The organism is Janthinobacterium sp. PC23-8, assembly GCF_002250505.1.
Classification (GTDB): domain Bacteria; phylum Pseudomonadota; class Gammaproteobacteria; order Burkholderiales; family Burkholderiaceae_D; genus Janthinobacterium.
This window is the reverse complement of record NZ_NJGY01000001.1, coordinates 1073935-1088144: the sequence shown is the minus strand read 5'-3', so window position 1 is coordinate 1088144 and position 14210 is coordinate 1073935. Positions and strand designations below refer to the sequence as shown.

Sequence of the window (14210 nt, the reverse complement as noted above, 5' to 3'; positions counted from 1 at the left end):
TTGAAAGGCTGCTACAGCCTGTACATGACGGCCGCCTTTATCGGCGGCGCGGTGGGCGTGGCGGCCAGCGGCTGGCTGATGGAGCGTTACGGCTGGAGCGGCGTGGCGGTATTCGGCGTGGTACTCGGTGCGGTGGCCGGCGTGATCCACCTGTTTGGCGCGCGCGCCCAACGCAGCAGCGCCTTGCCTTTGCATTAGCCCTGCAGGCTGGCCCACAGGTGGGCCGCCGCCATGGTGCGATGCGGCGCGTACTGGCGTAGCCACAGTTCCGTGCGCGCCATGTCCGGCTTGCTGGATTCATTGAGCAGTTTTTGCAGGGCGGCGCGGATCGCCACATCGCCGTGCAGCGAGCAGTCGGCGTAGCCGTAGCCGCGCAGCAGCGCGTAGTTGACGGTCCACGGGCCGATGCCTTTGACATTCAACAGCGCTTGCGATACCGCCGTGACATCTCCTGTGGCAGGCAGCGCCAAAGACAGTTCACCGTCATGTACCAGCCTGGCCAGGCGCAGCAGGGTCCCGGCCTTGGCGCGCGAGAATTTGCGGACCGTCAGTTCTTCAAGGTTCAGGTGCGCCACGTCGCGCGCTTGCGGGTAGCACCACAGGCCGCTGCTGTGCCGGCGCCCCGCCTGCAAAATGAAGGTACGGCGCAGCGCGATGGCAAACGGCAGGTTGATCTGCTGGCCGATAATCGCCCAGGTCAAGGCTTCGAACGGCGTGGCCGACTGCACGATGCGCAAGCTGCCGTTGGCGCGCACCAATGGGCCCATCAGCGGGTCGTCCGCCACCAGCTGCGCAAACGGTTCGGGCGCGATGCGCAGGCCCAGGATATTGTTCAGTACTTCATGCAGCGCGTCCTGCATGCTTTTGGTGAGCGGGCCGTCGATGTCGGCGCGGCACAAGGCTTCCTTGGCGCCAAAAGACACGTCCAACAGCACTGGCACGCCATGCTGCAAGATGGCCTTGCGCAGGCTGTCTGGCGTCACCTGCTCGGCCACGCCTTCGGCGTCGCGGCCATGAAAGGCGAGCACATCGCCGCGCCGGTAGCCGGCAGGCAGCGGCACGCTCCAGTGCAAGGTGTTCATGCCGACAGCGCTTGCGCGTGGGCGATCTGCAGCGTGTCGGGCACGCCGTTTTTGACGGCCGTCAGTTCGGCCAGTATCGAGATGGCGATTTCGGCCGGCGTCTTGCTGCCGATATACAGGCCCACAGGGCCATGCAGGCGCGCCAGTTGTTCCGGCGTGACGTCGAACTGCAGCAGCCGTTCGCGCCGTTTCGCGTTGTTGGCGCGCGAGCCGATGGCGCCGACATAAAACGCCGGCGATTTCAAGGCCTCCATCAGCGCCAGGTCGTCCAGCTTGGGGTCGTGCGTCAGCGCCAGCACGGCGCTGCGGCTGTCCAGCTGCAGTTCCAGCACCAGGTCGTCGGGCATGGCGTGCAGCAGCGGCACGCCGGGCACGTTCCAGCCGCCGCGGTAGTCTTCGCGCGGGTCGCACACGATCACGTGGTAATCCATGGCGGTGGCGATCTGCGCCACGAAGCGCGACAGCTGGCCCGCGCCGATGAGCAACAGGCGCCAGCGTGGACCGTGCTGGGTGGTCAGCAGGTCGTTTTCCAGCACCAGGGTCGCGCCCGGCGCGGCCGCATGCAGGCTGACCGCGCCGGTGCGCAGATCAAGGCGCCGTTCGATCAGTTCATGGCGTTCCAGCCGCGCCAGCAGTTCGGCCACGCCGCTGCCGGCGTGCAGCGGTTCGATCGCCAGTTCGATGGTGCCGCCACAGGGCAGGCCGAAGCGGTGCGCCTCGTCTGCGCTGATGCCGTAGCGGACGATCTCGGGCCGCTCGCGCACGATGCCGTGCGTGCGCACATGTGCGATCAGATCGTCTTCGATGCAGCCGCCGGACACCGAGCCGACCACCGTGCCGTCGTCGCAAATGGCCAGCGTGGCGCCGACCGGGCGCGGGCTGGAACCCCAGGTCTTGATGACGGTGACCAGTTCGCAGCGGTGGCCGCCAGCGATCCAGGCGGCGCAGGTTTTCAGTACTTCGAGGTCGATGCTGTCCATGGTGCGCCATCTTCGCTAGTGAGTTCAATATTTATGCTGCACGCGGGCGGCAAAACAGGCTGAAACATGGCTATACTGGACACTCCCTGTTCCTCAGCCTGCGGAGAGTTCCCATGGTAATCAAAGAACACAAACAAGGCCTGCCCCTCGCCAGCAAGCTGCTGGTCGGCGTGTTTCTCGGAGTGATCGTGGCCGGCATCGTCACCTGGCTTGCGGGGGGCGTATTCCCTCCATTTCCCGGTTCCTAGCAGCCGTTCTCAAGGACGCAGCGGCTTTTTGGCGGCCTGTTTGGCGCGCACCTCGATCACCGCGCGGTTGATGGCGGCGATGCGCGCGTTCATGCCCGGGTGCAGCGCCGTGTAGCCGTTGGCGGTGCTGGCCGGCACTTGCGTGGCCAGCTGCTGCCAGAAGCGGGCCGCATTGTCGATATTGTAGCCGGCGCGCGCCAGCAGGTAGATGGCCAGCGTATCGGCTTGCGCGTCGAGTTCCTGCGGCATGGCGCGGATGCCGGCGGCGCCCGTCAGCATCGACGCGTCCGGTTGTACCGCGCCCAGGCTGTCGATGATGCTGCCGGCCGTGCCGCTGTTGCGCTGGTTGCGCGCATGATCGAGGATGTTGTGCGCCATTTCGCGCGCGATCACGAAGGCGATGCCCTCGTCGTTTTGCGCCGCATGGATCATGCCGCGCGTGAGCATGATGCGCGCGCCGTCGGAATAGGCGTTGATATTGTCGGCATTGCCCAGCGCAACGCGGAAGGCGCAGGCGCGGGTGACGGGAATTTTCAGGTCCTGCGGCTGGCCTTCGCGCGCGATCATCATGTTGATGCTGGCGCTTTTCGAGGCCAGCGGGCCGACGATGGCGCCGAACGGGCCTTCCGCGTTCGGCCCGGCCGGCAAGCTCTTGCCGTCGGCGGCCAGCAGGCCGTCGCCCTTGCGCAGGCCGGCGCGCGCGGCGCCACTGCCCGGCAGCACGCTTGAGACCTGCATCTGTTCGCCGTAGCCGAGGGCCGCCTGGGCCGCCTCGGCATATTCGCCCGGATACGAGTATTTGTTCTGCGCCGTAAAGCCCAGCAGATTGCGCGCGTAGTTCTTGCACAGGTCCGCATTGTTGATCAGCAGCGGCGCCGACACTTTCGACAGCCGGTCCTGCAAGGCCACCATCTTGACCAGGTTTTCCTGCGCCGTCTTTTGCCGCGCCGTGTAGGCCGGTGCTTCGTCGGGTGCGGGCGTCATGTTGAACGGGCCGCTGACGGTGCCGCCGGGCGTGCTGCAGCCGGCAAGCAGGGCGGCGCCGGCGACCAGCAGTGGCAGGGCCCATTGGCGCAGCGGGTGTTGGGCTGGAGCCATATGGCGGAAACCTGGCATGGAGAGTGATCCTTAATGTTTGCCGGTGCTGCCGAATCCGCCAGCACCGCGTTCGCTGTCGCCGAACTCTTCGACGACGTTAAAGCCCACTTGCAGCACCGGCACGATAATCAGTTGCGCCAGGCGTTCCATGGGGTTGAGCGTAAATGCGTTTTGGCCCCGGTTCCAGGTCGACACCATCAACTGGCCCTGATAATCGGAGTCGATCAAGCCTACCAGATTCCCCAGCACGATGCCGTTCTTGTGGCCCATGCCGCTGCGCGGCAAAATCATCGCCGCATAGCCCGGGTCGCCCAGGTGGATCGCCAGGCCGGTCGGGATCAGTACCGTCTGTCCTGGTTCGATGGTGATGGCTTCGTCGATGCACGCGCGCAGGTCCAGGCCGGCGCTGCCGGGGGTGGCGTAGGCCGGCAACTGGTCGTGCATGCGGGCGTCGAGGATCTTGATGTCGATATTTTTCATTGAATCGGATACGTAGGGTGGGAAGATTATTTCAGCAGCGAGATTTTCGCGATGCGCTTGGAAATTTCGGAGATCAGCTGGCGCGCCAGTTCCAGCTTGGACGCGCGCGGCAGCACCGTGTGGCCGTCTTCGTCGAACAGGATGATGGTGTTGTCGTCCTGGCCGAAGGTGTTGTGGCCGATATTGCCGACCAGAAGCGGAATACCCTTCTTTTCACGCTTGGAGGCGCCGAATTGCACCAGGTTTTCCGATTCGGCGGCAAAGCCCACGCAGTACGGAAAACCGGCCAGGTTGGTGCGCGCTGCCACGGTGGCGAGGATGTCGGGGTTTTGCGCGAACTGCAGTTCGGGCACCGAGCCGTCGGCCTGCTTTTTCATTTTCTGGCTGCTGGCATTGACCACGCGCCAGTCGGCCACTGCCGCCACGGCGATAAAGACATGCTGGCCGTCGAGGTGGTTCAGCACTGCGTCGTGCATCTGCTGCGCACTTTGCACGTCGATGCGGCGCACGCCGAACGGCGCGGCCAGGGCGGTCGGGCCGGAGATCAGCAGCACCTCGGCGCCCGCTTCGCGCGCGGCGCGCGCCACGGCGTAACCCATCTTGCCAGAGGATAGATTGGTGATGCCGCGCACCGGGTCGATCGCCTCGAAAGTCGGGCCGGCCGTGACCAGCACGCGCCGGCCGGCCAGCACCTTGGGCTGGAAGGCGGCGATCAGTTCCACCAGCAACTGCTCGGGTTCGAGCATGCGGCCCAGGCCCACCTCGCCGCAGGCCTGTTCGCCGGCGGCCGGGCCAAAGAATTGAATGCCGTCTTCGCGCAGCTGTTGTACATTGCGCTGCGTGGCGGGGTTCTGCCACATCTCGACGTTCATGGCCGGCGCCACCAGCAGCGGCAGGTGCGCGGGGCGGGCCAGGCACAGGGTCGAGAGCAGATCGTCGCACACGCCATGGGCGAGCTTGCGCAGGAAGTCGGCCGAGCACGGCGCGATGAGGATTGCGTCGGCGCCGCGCGTCAAGTCGATATGGGCCATATTGTTGTCGATGCGGGCATCCCACTGGCTGCTGTGCACGGGGTGGCCCGACAGCGCCTGCATGGTCACGGCCGTGATGAAATGGCTGGCCGCATCCGTCATCACCACCTGCACCGTGGCGCCGGCGCGGGTCAGCGCGCGGCACAGTTCTGCCGCCTTGTAGCAGGCGACGCCGCCCGACAGGCCCAGGACAATTTTCTTGCCGGACAATTCCATGGTATGGCTCCTGCGTGTTATTTGGTGTTATTTGTTTACCCGGCGCAGTTCATCGATGATGAACAGGGCAGCGCCGATGCAGATGGCGCTATCGGCGATATTGAAAGCGGGGAAATGGCCCCAGCTTTTCCAGTGGAAATCGAGGAAGTCGACCACATGGCCATAGACCAGCCGGTCGATGGCGTTGCCGAGCGCGCCGCCCAGTATCAGCGCCAGGGCCGAGCAGAACATGCGCTGGCCGGCGTGCTTTTTCAACAGGTAGATGATGAAGATGGCGGCGCCGACGGCGATGGCCGTGAAGAAATAGCGCTGCCAGCCGCCCTGGTCGGACAAAAAGCTGAACGCGGCGCCCTTGTTGAACGCCAGTACCAGGTTGAAAAACGAGGTGATGACTTTTTCCTCGGCATACTGGAACGTGCGCAGCACGGTGATCTTGCTGATCTGGTCGAACAGGATGACGATGGCGGCGATACCCAGCCAGGGAACCAGGGACGATGACGACGACGATTTCGGTTTCGACACAACGCGATTTTTAGTAGCCATATTTTTTCAGGGAAAGGTAAAGCCGCCGCGCCAGACGGTTGTGGATACAGATTGCCTGGCAGCGGCGGTCGGAGGCGGGGCGCATGCCGTGCCCCGTAATGACAGTTTAGGCGAAACGGCGCTTTTCGCCCGCACCGAACAAGTTGCTCACGCAGCGGCCGCACAGGGTCGGATGTTCGGCATCGGTGCCCACGTCAACGCGGTAGTGCCAGCAGCGCTCGCACTTCGGTGCGCAAGACGCCGTCACCACCACCTCTTCGCCCGCTTCGTCGACGACTTCAGCTACCGACGCCTGCGAGGTGATAAAGACGAATTTCAGGTCGTCGCCCAGGGTGGTCAACAGCTTGTACTTCATCGGCGCGGCCTTGATGGTCAGCTCGGCCTGCAGGGACGAACCGATGGCGCCCGAGGTGCGCAGGTCTTCCAGCTGTTTCGTCACGTCGGTGCGCACGGCGCGCAGGGCCGTGTATTTTTCCAGCAGGGCCGCAGCGTCCGCCACTGACGGCAACTGCCACCAGGTTTGCGTGAAGATGGTTTCATCGCTGGCGGCATAGGCTTCTTCACCGGCGAACACGGCCCACGCTTCTTCGGCCGTAAACGACAGGGCAGGGGCCATCAGGCGCAGCAGGCTTTGCGTGATGTGCCACAGGGCGGTCTGTGCCGAGCGGCGCGCGTGCGAGGTCAAGCCGGTGGTGTACAGGCGGTCCTTCAGAATATCGAGGTAGAAGCCGCCCAGGTCTTCCGAGCAGTAGGTCTGCAATTTGGACACCACCGGGTGGAACTCGTAGCGCGCATAGTTGTTCTCGATCTGCTGCTGCAGGGCCGCCATGTTGGCGATCGCGTAGCGGTCGATCTCGAACAGCTCGGCCACCGGCACCGCGTCGCTGGCCGGATTGAAGTCCGAGGTGTTCGCCAGCAGGAAGCGCAGGGTGTTGCGGATGCGGCGGTACGATTCGGTCACGCGTTTGAGGATTTCGTCGGAGATCGACAATTCTCCCGTATAGTCGGTCGAAGCGATCCACAGGCGCAGGATATCGGCGCCCAGGCTGTCCGAGATCTTCTGCGGCGCCAGGGTGTTGCCCAGGGATTTGGACATTTTCTTGCCTTCGCCATCGACCGTAAAGCCGTGCGTCAGCAGCGCTTTATAGGGCGGACGGCCATTGAGCATCGACGACACCAGCAGGGACGAGTGGAACCAGCCGCGATGCTGGTCCGAGCCTTCCAGGTACAGGTCGGCCGGAAATTGCAATTGCGTCGAGTGCGAGCCATGGGCTTGCGGGCCGCCCAATACCGTCTGGTGCGTGGCGCCGGAATCGAACCACACGTCCAGCGTGTCCTTGTTCTTGGCGTAGATGGCCGCTTCGTCGCCGATCAGATCAGACAGGTCCAGCGCCTGCCAGGCTTCGATGCCGCCCTTTTCGATCAGCTTGGCCACTTGCTCCAGCAGTTCCGGCGTGCGCGGGTGCAAATCGCCCGTTTCCTTGTGCACGATAAAGGCCATCGGCACGCCCCACTGGCGCTGGCGCGACAGGGTCCAGTCGGGACGGTTGGCGATCATGCCGTGCAGGCGCGCCTGGCCCCAGTCCGGGAAGAACTCGGTGTCGGCGATGCCTTTCAATGCCGTTTCGCGCAGGGTGGCGCCGCCGTCCTTGGGCGTGACGTCCATGCCGGCAAACCACTGCGAGGTAGCGCGGTAAATGATCGGGGTTTTATGGCGCCAGCAGTGCATATAGCTGTGGTCGAACATTTTTACTTCGAACAGCGCGCCCGCTTCTTTCAATGCGTTGCAGATCGGCTTCGAGGCTTCCCAGATGGTCATGCCGCCAAACAGCGGCAGGGTCGAGGCGAATTTGCCGTCGCCCATCACCGGCTTGATGATGTCGTCGTCCTTCATGCCGTGCGCCTTGCACGAGATAAAGTCGTCCAGGCCATAGGCCGGCGCCGAGTGCACCACGCCGGTGCCGCTTTCGGTGGTCACATAGTCGGCCAGGTACAGGGGCGACAGGCGGTTGTAGAAGGCGTCGGCGGCGTGCAGCGGGTGACGGAAGCTGATGCCGGCCAGGGCCGCGCCGTCGCAGGTGGCGATCGTCGTGCCCTCCAGCTTGAAGCGCGCCAGGCTCGACACCACCAGGTCCTGCGCCAGGATCAATAGCAGCGGCTGGCCATCGCGCTCGGCTTGCACCAGCGCGTACTTGACTTCCGGATTGACGTTCAGCGCCTGGTTCGACGGGATGGTCCACGGCGTGGTGGTCCAGATAACGATATAGCCGTTGTCGCTTGGCAGCGCAGGCAGGCCAAACGCGGCAGCCAGTTTTGCCGGCTCGGCGAATTTGAAGCCGACGTCGATGGCCGGGTCGCGTTTTTCCGCGTATTCCACTTCCGCCTCGGCCAGCGCCGACTGGCAGTCGAAACACCAGTTGACCGGCTTTAAGCCACGGTAGACATAGCCTTTTTCCAGCAGCTTGCCGAGCGCGCGCAACTCGTCGGCTTCATTGCCGTGCGCCATCGTCAAATAAGGGTTGTCCCATTCGCCCAGCACGCCCAGGCGAATAAAGTCCTTTTTCTGGCGCTCGACCTGCACGGTGGCGTAGGCGCGCGCCTTTTCCAGCACGTCGGCCGTCGGCAGGTTCTTGCCGTACAGTTTTTCGATCTGGATCTCGATCGGCATGCCGTGGCAATCCCAGCCCGGCACATACGGCGCGTCGAAGCCGGCCAGCGAGCGCGACTTGACGACCATGTCTTTCAGGATCTTGTTGACGGCGTGACCCAGGTGGATGTCGCCGTTGGCATACGGCGGGCCGTCATGCAGGATGAATTTCGGACGGCCGGCGGCGGCCTTGCGCACGCGCTCGTAGATTTTCTTGTCTTGCCATTGCTGTACCCATTGCGGTTCGCGCTTGGCCATGTCGCCGCGCATCGGGAACGGGGTTTCGGTCATGTTGACCGGGTATTTGCTGACGGGTTTCTTGTTCTGCTTGGGTGCGGCTGGCTTGTTTTGGTCGGACATGGATGGTTTTCTTTACTTGGATGGTGTGAGTTACCGTGGCGGGCAAACCCGCCGCGCGCAGGAGTTGGCCAGGATCAAATTCGGTCGGTGGCGGTAAGGGCGCTGCGGCGCTGGGCGAAATAGGCGCGCGCCTGGTTCGAGTCGCGCTCGATGGCGGCTGTCAGGGTCGGCAAGTCATCGTATTTCTCTTCGTCGCGCAGTTTTTCCAGGAATTCCACGCGCACCAGCTTGCCGTAGCAGGACTGGGCGAAATCGAACAGATGCACTTCCAGCAGCACGCGGCCGCTGTCGTCGACGGTGGGGCGCACGCCCAGGCTGGCGACGGCCGGCAGCGGGCCGGGCGCCAGTCCATGTACTTGCACGATAAAGATGCCCGACAGGGCGGGGCGGTGCGCGACGCGCAAGTTCAGGGTGGGGAAACCCAGGGTGCGGCCCAGCTTCTGGCCGTGGATCACATGGCCGGAAATGGCGTACGGATGGCCCAGTAGCTGCTGGGCCAGGGTAAAGTCGCCAGCGGCCAGCGCCAGGCGCACGGCCGAGGACGAGATGCGGGTGCTGCCATTCATTACGGTCGGCAAGGTTTCAACGTGAAAACCATGTTCGCGGCCTGCTTCCTGCAGCATGGCCACATCGCCGGCGCGCCGCGCGCCATAGCAGAAGTCGTCGCCGACCATCAGCCATTTCACGTGCAGGCCGTCGACCAGCACCTGCTGCGTGAATTCCTGCGGGCTCAAGGCCGCAAACTGCGCGCTGAAGTGCTCGACGATGACGCGGTCGATGCCGGCGTCTTCCAGCGACTGCAGCTTGTCGCGCAGGTTGGCGATGCGTTGTGGCGCTTTCGACAAGTCGCCGCCGCGCTGGGCAAAGAACTCGCGCGGGTGCGGCTCGAACGTCATCACGGCCGCCTCGATGCCGAGTTCGGTCGCCGCCTTGCGCACGCGCGCCAGCAAGGCTTGATGACCGATATGGACACCGTCAAAATTGCCGATGGTCAGCGCGCACGGTGCGCGTGCCTGGGCATTGGGAAGTCCGCGAAATACCTTCATGGGAATGGGATGAAAACTGTGCCAAAAGGGGGATTATACGGACTGTTTCATGGATGCACACCCGGCAGGGCCGGCCAGGGGGTAATTTCCCTGCTGAAATGATAAAAAGCGTTGCCGGCATGACTGCCTGCAACGCTTTTGGAGACGGCTTTACCTCTGATTATTTATTCATCAGTGTCCAGTAGCGGGCCAGGTCAGCCGCGCCATCCGTGCCCTTGACGGTTTTCAGGGCGGTGGTGGCATTGGCTTTCTTGCCGGCGTGGATGTAAGCGATGCCCAGGTGCAGCTTGGCTTCTTCCGGATACTTGGCGGTGCCCAGTTTGACGGCATCGTTCATCAGGCCCAGGCCCTTGTCGGCCTGGCCGTCGTAGACCAGTGCAAAACCCAGCTTGCTCAGGGAGTCGGCGTCCTTGTTCTTGACGTATTCGGCTTCCGACTTGGCGGCGTTCGCTTTCAGCTCGGCCTGGGTTTTCAGGGCCAGGTCTTTCAGGCGCTGGTGACGGGCGGCATCGGTGCCGGTGCCCAGCACGCCTTTTTTGTAGCCCTGGTCAATGATGCCCAAGGCTTCACCCGGATTGCCGGCCTGCAGGGCCAGCTGGCTGATTTCCATGTATTCGGAAGCCTTGGTGAACAGGCCGTTGGCCAGGCGCAGGCGCTGCACGTCCAGGCCCAGGCGCTGCGAGAAGCCAGGTTTGCCCGAGACGCGGTTCAGCAGGTCGGCCCAGTAGCTCGATTTCGGATAGCTGGCAGCCAGTTTTTCCAGGGTCGACACGTAGCCGGCCTTGTCATTTTGCTTCAACTGGATGTTGGCCAGCATTTGCAGGCTCGCTTCCGAGTTGCCGCCGCGCGCCTGCAGCTCTTTTGCCGCTTCGGCGTAGTTGCCGCTGACATAGTAGGTCTGGATCAGCAGTTCGCGCATCTGTGGGTCTTCGCGGTCTTTCAGCGAGCGCTTGATCCAGGTGACGGTGTTCGGCCAGTCCTTGGCGCGGTAGTACATGCCGGCCAGGGCCTGCGTGAATTTCGGTGCTTCGGCGGCACTCAGGCGGCCGGAATTGATGACGGCTTCGAACGCCTTGATGGCGGTGGCGTTATCGCCGGAGGCAGCGGCGGCCGAGGCGCGCACGCGTTCGATCTGGTAGCTTTCAAAGGCAGTCTTGCCGCCGACGCTGTCTGCTTCACGCAGTTTGGCCAGCGCTTCCTTGTTTTTGCCGCTGCTCGCGAGTTTTTGCGCTTCTTGCAGTGGCTTGCCGACTTCGGCGCGCACGGTGTCGGCGGCATATGCCAGCGAACCGAGGCCGATGACGGGAGTGGCTGCGGTAAAACCGATAGCGGCCATGACGAGGCCGAGATGAGCGAGACGAAACTTGGACATGAGAAAGTCTTTCTGTAAAAAGCGAATAGGCAGGGAGGCCTGCCTATTCGGATGTAAAAAGAACCTGATACAACAGCTTACTGGAATTGCTCGTTACCGACCAGACCGATTTTAGTCACGCCCAGACGCTGCGCCGCTGCCATGACACCGGCGACGACCTTGTATTCCACCAGCTTGTTCGGACGCAGATGCACTTCCGGCTGGTCTGCTTGCGCAGCAACGTTGTTCAGCTTTGCTTCCAGCGCGGCACGGTCAGGAACGACCTGATTGTCCCACAAGATGGTGCCGTCAAAATCGACATCGATCGTGACGACCACTGGTTCCGTCGTCGGTGGCGGCGGGGTGCCGACCGGCATGTTCAGGTTCACCGAGTGGTTTTGTTTTGGAATCGTGATGATCAACATGATAATCAGCACCAGCATCACATCGATGAGGGGCGTCATGTTCAGTTCCATCATTGGTTCCGGATCGGCGCCTGCTGCGCTTCCCGAACCGACATTCATACTCATAGTGTTTCCTTTAAGAAGTCCAACGAAGCACCGGACGCAACTGCCGCCCGGCAAGCTCCTGGCGGCGGCGCCCCCTTTTAAGCAGGGCGCCGCCGTCAGTCGCTATCAGCTCTTGTCAGGTGGTTCGGTGATGAAGCCGACCTTCTGAATCCCGGCACGTTGGGTCGTGAAGATCACTCGGCCGATCGATTCATAGCGTGCTTCCTGATCGCCACGAACGTGTACTTCCGGCTGCGGTACTTTCACTGCTTCAACTTTAAGATAATCGAACAATTCGTTCGTGTCTTTCAGTCTGGTCTGGCCCAAATAAATCTCGCCGTCCTTGTTAACCACGATGTTAACGTTCTGCGGCTTGGTTTGAAGGGCTTGGTTGGCCTCAATCGGCAGATCGATTTTCTGCAGCTTGAGAACAACCGGACTGGTGATCAGGAAAATGATCAGCAAAACCAACATGATGTCGACGAGCGGCGTCGTGTTGATTTCTGACATTACTTGATCTTCATCTCCGCTGTCGGAGCCGACGGACATCGACATGATTCTTATCCGATCTTTTTAGCGCCGGCAGCACGGCCAGCTTCGCTGGTCGACATGGCGCCGGAAACCAGAACCGAGTGAACGTCGGCGCTGAACGAGCGGATGTCTTCCATTGCGGTTTTGTTGCGGCGAACCAGCCAGTTGTAACCCAGAACGGCAGGAACAGCGACCAGCAGACCGAACGCGGTCATGATCAGTGCTTCACCGACGGGACCTGCCACTTTGTCGATCGAAGCGTTACCGGTCATGCCGATGGCGGTCAGCGCGCCGTAGATACCCCAAACGGTACCGAACAGACCGATGAACGGTGCGGTCGAACCAACGGTTGCCAGGAACGACAGGCCATCTTGCAGACGCGACTGGACTTTGTCCGAAGCGCGCTGGATCGACATCGTCACCCAGGTCGACAGATCGATTTGTTCCAGCAGGGCGCCGTCATGGTGAGCCGTTGCCTTGGTGCCCGATTCAGCGATGAAACGGAATGGCGAACCTTCTACCAGCGTGGCCGAACCGGCTGCGATCGAAGGTGCTTTCCAGAATTTGGCGGCGGTTTCCTTGGCTTGCTTGAAGATTTTCATCTGGTCGAGCAGTTTGGTGATGATGATGTACCAGCTGCCGATCGACATGATGGCCAGGATGATCAGGGTGGCGCGTGGCACGAAGCCGCCGTCCCACACGGCCGACAGGCCGAACGGGTTGTGCACTTCTTCGGTTTTTGGAGCGGCTGCGTCAGCGGCTGGAGCGGCTGCCGGAGCTGCCGCATCAGCAGCTGGTGCCGGTGCTGCAGCAGCGTCTGCCGCAGGCGCCGAAGCTGCCGCCGAAGCTGGCGCGTCCGCGAATGCTGGGGCTGCTACCAGGGCGGTAGTAGCGGTAACGGACAACAGAACCGCGGCAAAAAATGCGGACAAACGGGTATTCTTAAACATGCTTCCTCCAAAATTAAAAATAACAGATCGCTGAACGTAATGACAACGAAATCATGGTGTGAGGCAGGATCACTGCCTCGGGTGTTAATCCAGCGACCAAACGTATTGCATTTGCTGCCAGCCTTGTTCCGGCTTGCCGTCGACCGTTGCAGGCTTGAACGTGCAGCGGCTGATACCTGATACCGCAGCTTTGTCCAGATCGCGGAAGCCGCTCGACTTCACGATCTTCGAATCGGCGACCTTGCCGTCAACGCCGATCAGGAACGACAGTGTCACGACACCGGTTTCCTCATTGCGCTGCGAGGACTTCGGATACTGCGGCTTTTCGCAGACGCTGAAGTCGACCACTGCTGCGGTACGCACCGATTTGGCTGGTCCAGGAGCGGCTGGCGCAGGCTGTGCCGGCGGCGCAGGCGGCGTCAGCACATTGGTGGCTGGCTTCACCTGGGTGGTGTTGGCAATCACGTTCTGCGGTGGCGGCGGCTGCTGCACGTTCACCTCGACTGGCGGAATGAACGGCGGCGGCGGCGCTTTCATTTCTGGCGGCGGTGGTGGCGGTGGAAGATCCTTCGGTGGAGGCGGTTTGACTTCCTCGATAATCTTGGTTTCAACCGGGTCCATCATTTTGGTAACTAACCGTTTGCCCAAGCCCGTCGCAATCCCGTAAGCCGCGAGAACGTGCAGCAGGACAACGATCGTGATGCCTGTGTAGTTCTTGGGACTTTTCTCGTTCGAAAAATTCATGCCTGCTTTCTCCAAATACCATCTCTTGTCTTGCAACTGAACCCCAAAATGACGACACAAAGCTCCAGCCGTATCCGGGACGTCGCCGAATTATACATACGAATTCTTTATTTTACACAGATTTTTAACGCCTAAAACCGGTTAAATTTTCCCACCTTTTGCGCCCTGAAAACGTACTTGCTTATGCCATCTTTGCACGCTTTCGGACATAAAAAAAGGCGGTCTTATCGGTTTTTTACAGCCACTTGGGGCTACCATGGCTAAGTTCTCCGATGTGTCGATATCGCAGAATTAAATTTTGTTTTATTGAATATGGAAACCGCTAAATTTGGATCGATTTATTTCTTTTTGGCAATTTTTCAAAGGGGAACCAGACCACTTTCGCTGATGATTG

The 14210-nt window shown here is 61.8% G+C and carries 15 protein-coding genes; 2 read left to right on the top strand and 13 right to left on the bottom strand.

The window, feature by feature from the left end; genetic code table 11:
• Positions 1 to 198: a hypothetical protein gene (locus tag CD932_RS04730; protein WP_176460881.1), complete on the top strand. Its 198-nt coding sequence runs from the start codon at positions 1 to 3 to the stop codon at positions 196 to 198.
• Here CD932_RS04730 and CD932_RS04725 read toward each other — a convergent pair.
• Both CD932_RS04725 and CD932_RS04720 read right to left on the bottom strand, forming a co-directional pair.
• Positions 195 to 1082: a DNA-3-methyladenine glycosylase 2 gene (locus CD932_RS04725; protein ID WP_094441622.1), complete on the bottom strand. Its 888-nt coding sequence runs from the start codon at positions 1080 to 1082 to the stop codon at positions 195 to 197. The genes CD932_RS04730 and CD932_RS04725 overlap by 4 nt on opposite strands.
• Complete coding sequence (locus tag CD932_RS04720) at positions 1079 to 2062, bottom strand: XdhC family protein (protein WP_094441621.1); 984 nt, start codon at positions 2060 to 2062, stop codon at positions 1079 to 1081. Before CD932_RS04720 ends, CD932_RS04725 begins: the two co-directional genes overlap by 4 nt.
• A 113-nt stretch (positions 2063 to 2175) precedes the next feature.
• On the opposite strand from CD932_RS04720, the gene CD932_RS29245 reads away from it, so the two are divergent.
• A complete protein-coding gene (locus CD932_RS29245; protein ID WP_254926457.1) occupies positions 2176 to 2310 on the top strand; it encodes a hypothetical protein in 135 nt (44 codons plus the stop codon).
• A gap of 9 nt (positions 2311 to 2319) precedes the next feature.
• On the opposite strand, the gene CD932_RS04715 is transcribed toward CD932_RS29245, so the two are convergent.
• The 11 genes from CD932_RS04715 to CD932_RS04665 form a co-directional block, all read right to left on the bottom strand.
• Positions 2320 to 3408, bottom strand: coding sequence for a M48 family metallopeptidase (locus CD932_RS04715; protein ID WP_254926456.1), 1089 nt, complete (start codon positions 3406 to 3408; stop codon positions 2320 to 2322).
• A gap of 30 nt (positions 3409 to 3438) precedes the next feature.
• A complete protein-coding gene (dut, locus tag CD932_RS04710; RefSeq protein ID WP_094441619.1) occupies positions 3439 to 3888 on the bottom strand; it encodes a dUTP diphosphatase in 450 nt (149 codons plus the stop codon).
• 26 nt (positions 3889 to 3914) lie between these two features.
• Entirely contained in the window at positions 3915 to 5135 is a 1221-nt protein-coding gene (gene coaBC, locus CD932_RS04705) for a bifunctional phosphopantothenoylcysteine decarboxylase/phosphopantothenate--cysteine ligase CoaBC (RefSeq protein ID WP_094441618.1), read from the bottom strand.
• A gap of 27 nt (positions 5136 to 5162) precedes the next feature.
• Positions 5163 to 5678: a signal peptidase II gene (gene lspA, locus CD932_RS04700; protein WP_094441617.1), complete on the bottom strand. Its 516-nt coding sequence runs from the start codon at positions 5676 to 5678 to the stop codon at positions 5163 to 5165.
• A 106-nt stretch (positions 5679 to 5784) separates the two neighbouring features.
• Positions 5785 to 8685, bottom strand: coding sequence for an isoleucine--tRNA ligase (gene ileS, locus CD932_RS04695; RefSeq protein WP_094441616.1), 2901 nt, complete (start codon positions 8683 to 8685; stop codon positions 5785 to 5787).
• 74 nt (positions 8686 to 8759) lie between these two features.
• Entirely contained in the window at positions 8760 to 9731 is a 972-nt protein-coding gene (locus CD932_RS04690) for a bifunctional riboflavin kinase/FAD synthetase (protein WP_094441615.1), read from the bottom strand.
• Positions 9732 to 9891: 160 nt separating this feature from the next.
• Positions 9892 to 11103 carry a tetratricopeptide repeat protein gene (locus tag CD932_RS04685; RefSeq protein ID WP_094441614.1) on the bottom strand — a complete coding sequence of 404 codons (1212 nt, stop codon included), beginning with the start codon at positions 11101 to 11103 and terminating at the stop codon, positions 9892 to 9894.
• Positions 11104 to 11180: 77 nt separating this feature from the next.
• Positions 11181 to 11612: a biopolymer transporter ExbD gene (locus CD932_RS04680; RefSeq protein WP_176460880.1), complete on the bottom strand. Its 432-nt coding sequence runs from the start codon at positions 11610 to 11612 to the stop codon at positions 11181 to 11183.
• 105 nt (positions 11613 to 11717) lie between these two features.
• Positions 11718 to 12146, bottom strand: a complete 429-nt coding sequence (locus CD932_RS04675; protein ID WP_094441612.1) for a biopolymer transporter ExbD — start codon at positions 12144 to 12146, stop codon at positions 11718 to 11720.
• A 5-nt stretch (positions 12147 to 12151) separates the two neighbouring features.
• Complete coding sequence (locus tag CD932_RS04670) at positions 12152 to 13072, bottom strand: MotA/TolQ/ExbB proton channel family protein (protein ID WP_217907230.1); 921 nt, start codon at positions 13070 to 13072, stop codon at positions 12152 to 12154.
• A gap of 84 nt (positions 13073 to 13156) precedes the next feature.
• Positions 13157 to 13816, bottom strand: coding sequence for an energy transducer TonB (locus CD932_RS04665; RefSeq protein WP_094441610.1), 660 nt, complete (start codon positions 13814 to 13816; stop codon positions 13157 to 13159).
• Positions 13817 to 14210: the final 394 nt, after the last annotated feature.

Coding starts and splice junctions, on each gene's coding strand:
- CD932_RS29245 (WP_254926457.1), top strand. CDS start 2,176: ATGGTAATCAAAGAACACAAACAAGGCCTGCCCCTCGCCAGCAAGCTG.
- coaBC (WP_094441618.1), bottom strand. CDS start 5,135: ATGGAATTGTCCGGCAAGAAAATTGTCCTGGGCCTGTCGGGCGGCGTC.
- CD932_RS04720 (WP_094441621.1), bottom strand. CDS start 2,062: ATGGACAGCATCGACCTCGAAGTACTGAAAACCTGCGCCGCCTGGATC.
- CD932_RS04665 (WP_094441610.1), bottom strand. CDS start 13,816: ATGAATTTTTCGAACGAGAAAAGTCCCAAGAACTACACAGGCATCACG.
- CD932_RS04675 (WP_094441612.1), bottom strand. CDS start 12,146: ATGTCGATGTCCGTCGGCTCCGACAGCGGAGATGAAGATCAAGTAATG.
- CD932_RS04685 (WP_094441614.1), bottom strand. CDS start 11,103: ATGTCCAAGTTTCGTCTCGCTCATCTCGGCCTCGTCATGGCCGCTATC.
- dut (WP_094441619.1), bottom strand. CDS start 3,888: ATGAAAAATATCGACATCAAGATCCTCGACGCCCGCATGCACGACCAG.
- CD932_RS04670 (WP_217907230.1), bottom strand. CDS start 13,072: ATGTTTAAGAATACCCGTTTGTCCGCATTTTTTGCCGCGGTTCTGTTG.
- CD932_RS04725 (WP_094441622.1), bottom strand. CDS start 1,082: ATGAACACCTTGCACTGGAGCGTGCCGCTGCCTGCCGGCTACCGGCGC.
- CD932_RS04680 (WP_176460880.1), bottom strand. CDS start 11,612: ATGAGTATGAATGTCGGTTCGGGAAGCGCAGCAGGCGCCGATCCGGAA.
- CD932_RS04690 (WP_094441615.1), bottom strand. CDS start 9,731: ATGAAGGTATTTCGCGGACTTCCCAATGCCCAGGCACGCGCACCGTGC.
- CD932_RS04715 (WP_254926456.1), bottom strand. CDS start 3,408: ATGGCTCCAGCCCAACACCCGCTGCGCCAATGGGCCCTGCCACTGCTG.
- ileS (WP_094441616.1), bottom strand. CDS start 8,685: ATGTCCGACCAAAACAAGCCAGCCGCACCCAAGCAGAACAAGAAACCC.
- lspA (WP_094441617.1), bottom strand. CDS start 5,678: ATGGCTACTAAAAATCGCGTTGTGTCGAAACCGAAATCGTCGTCGTCA.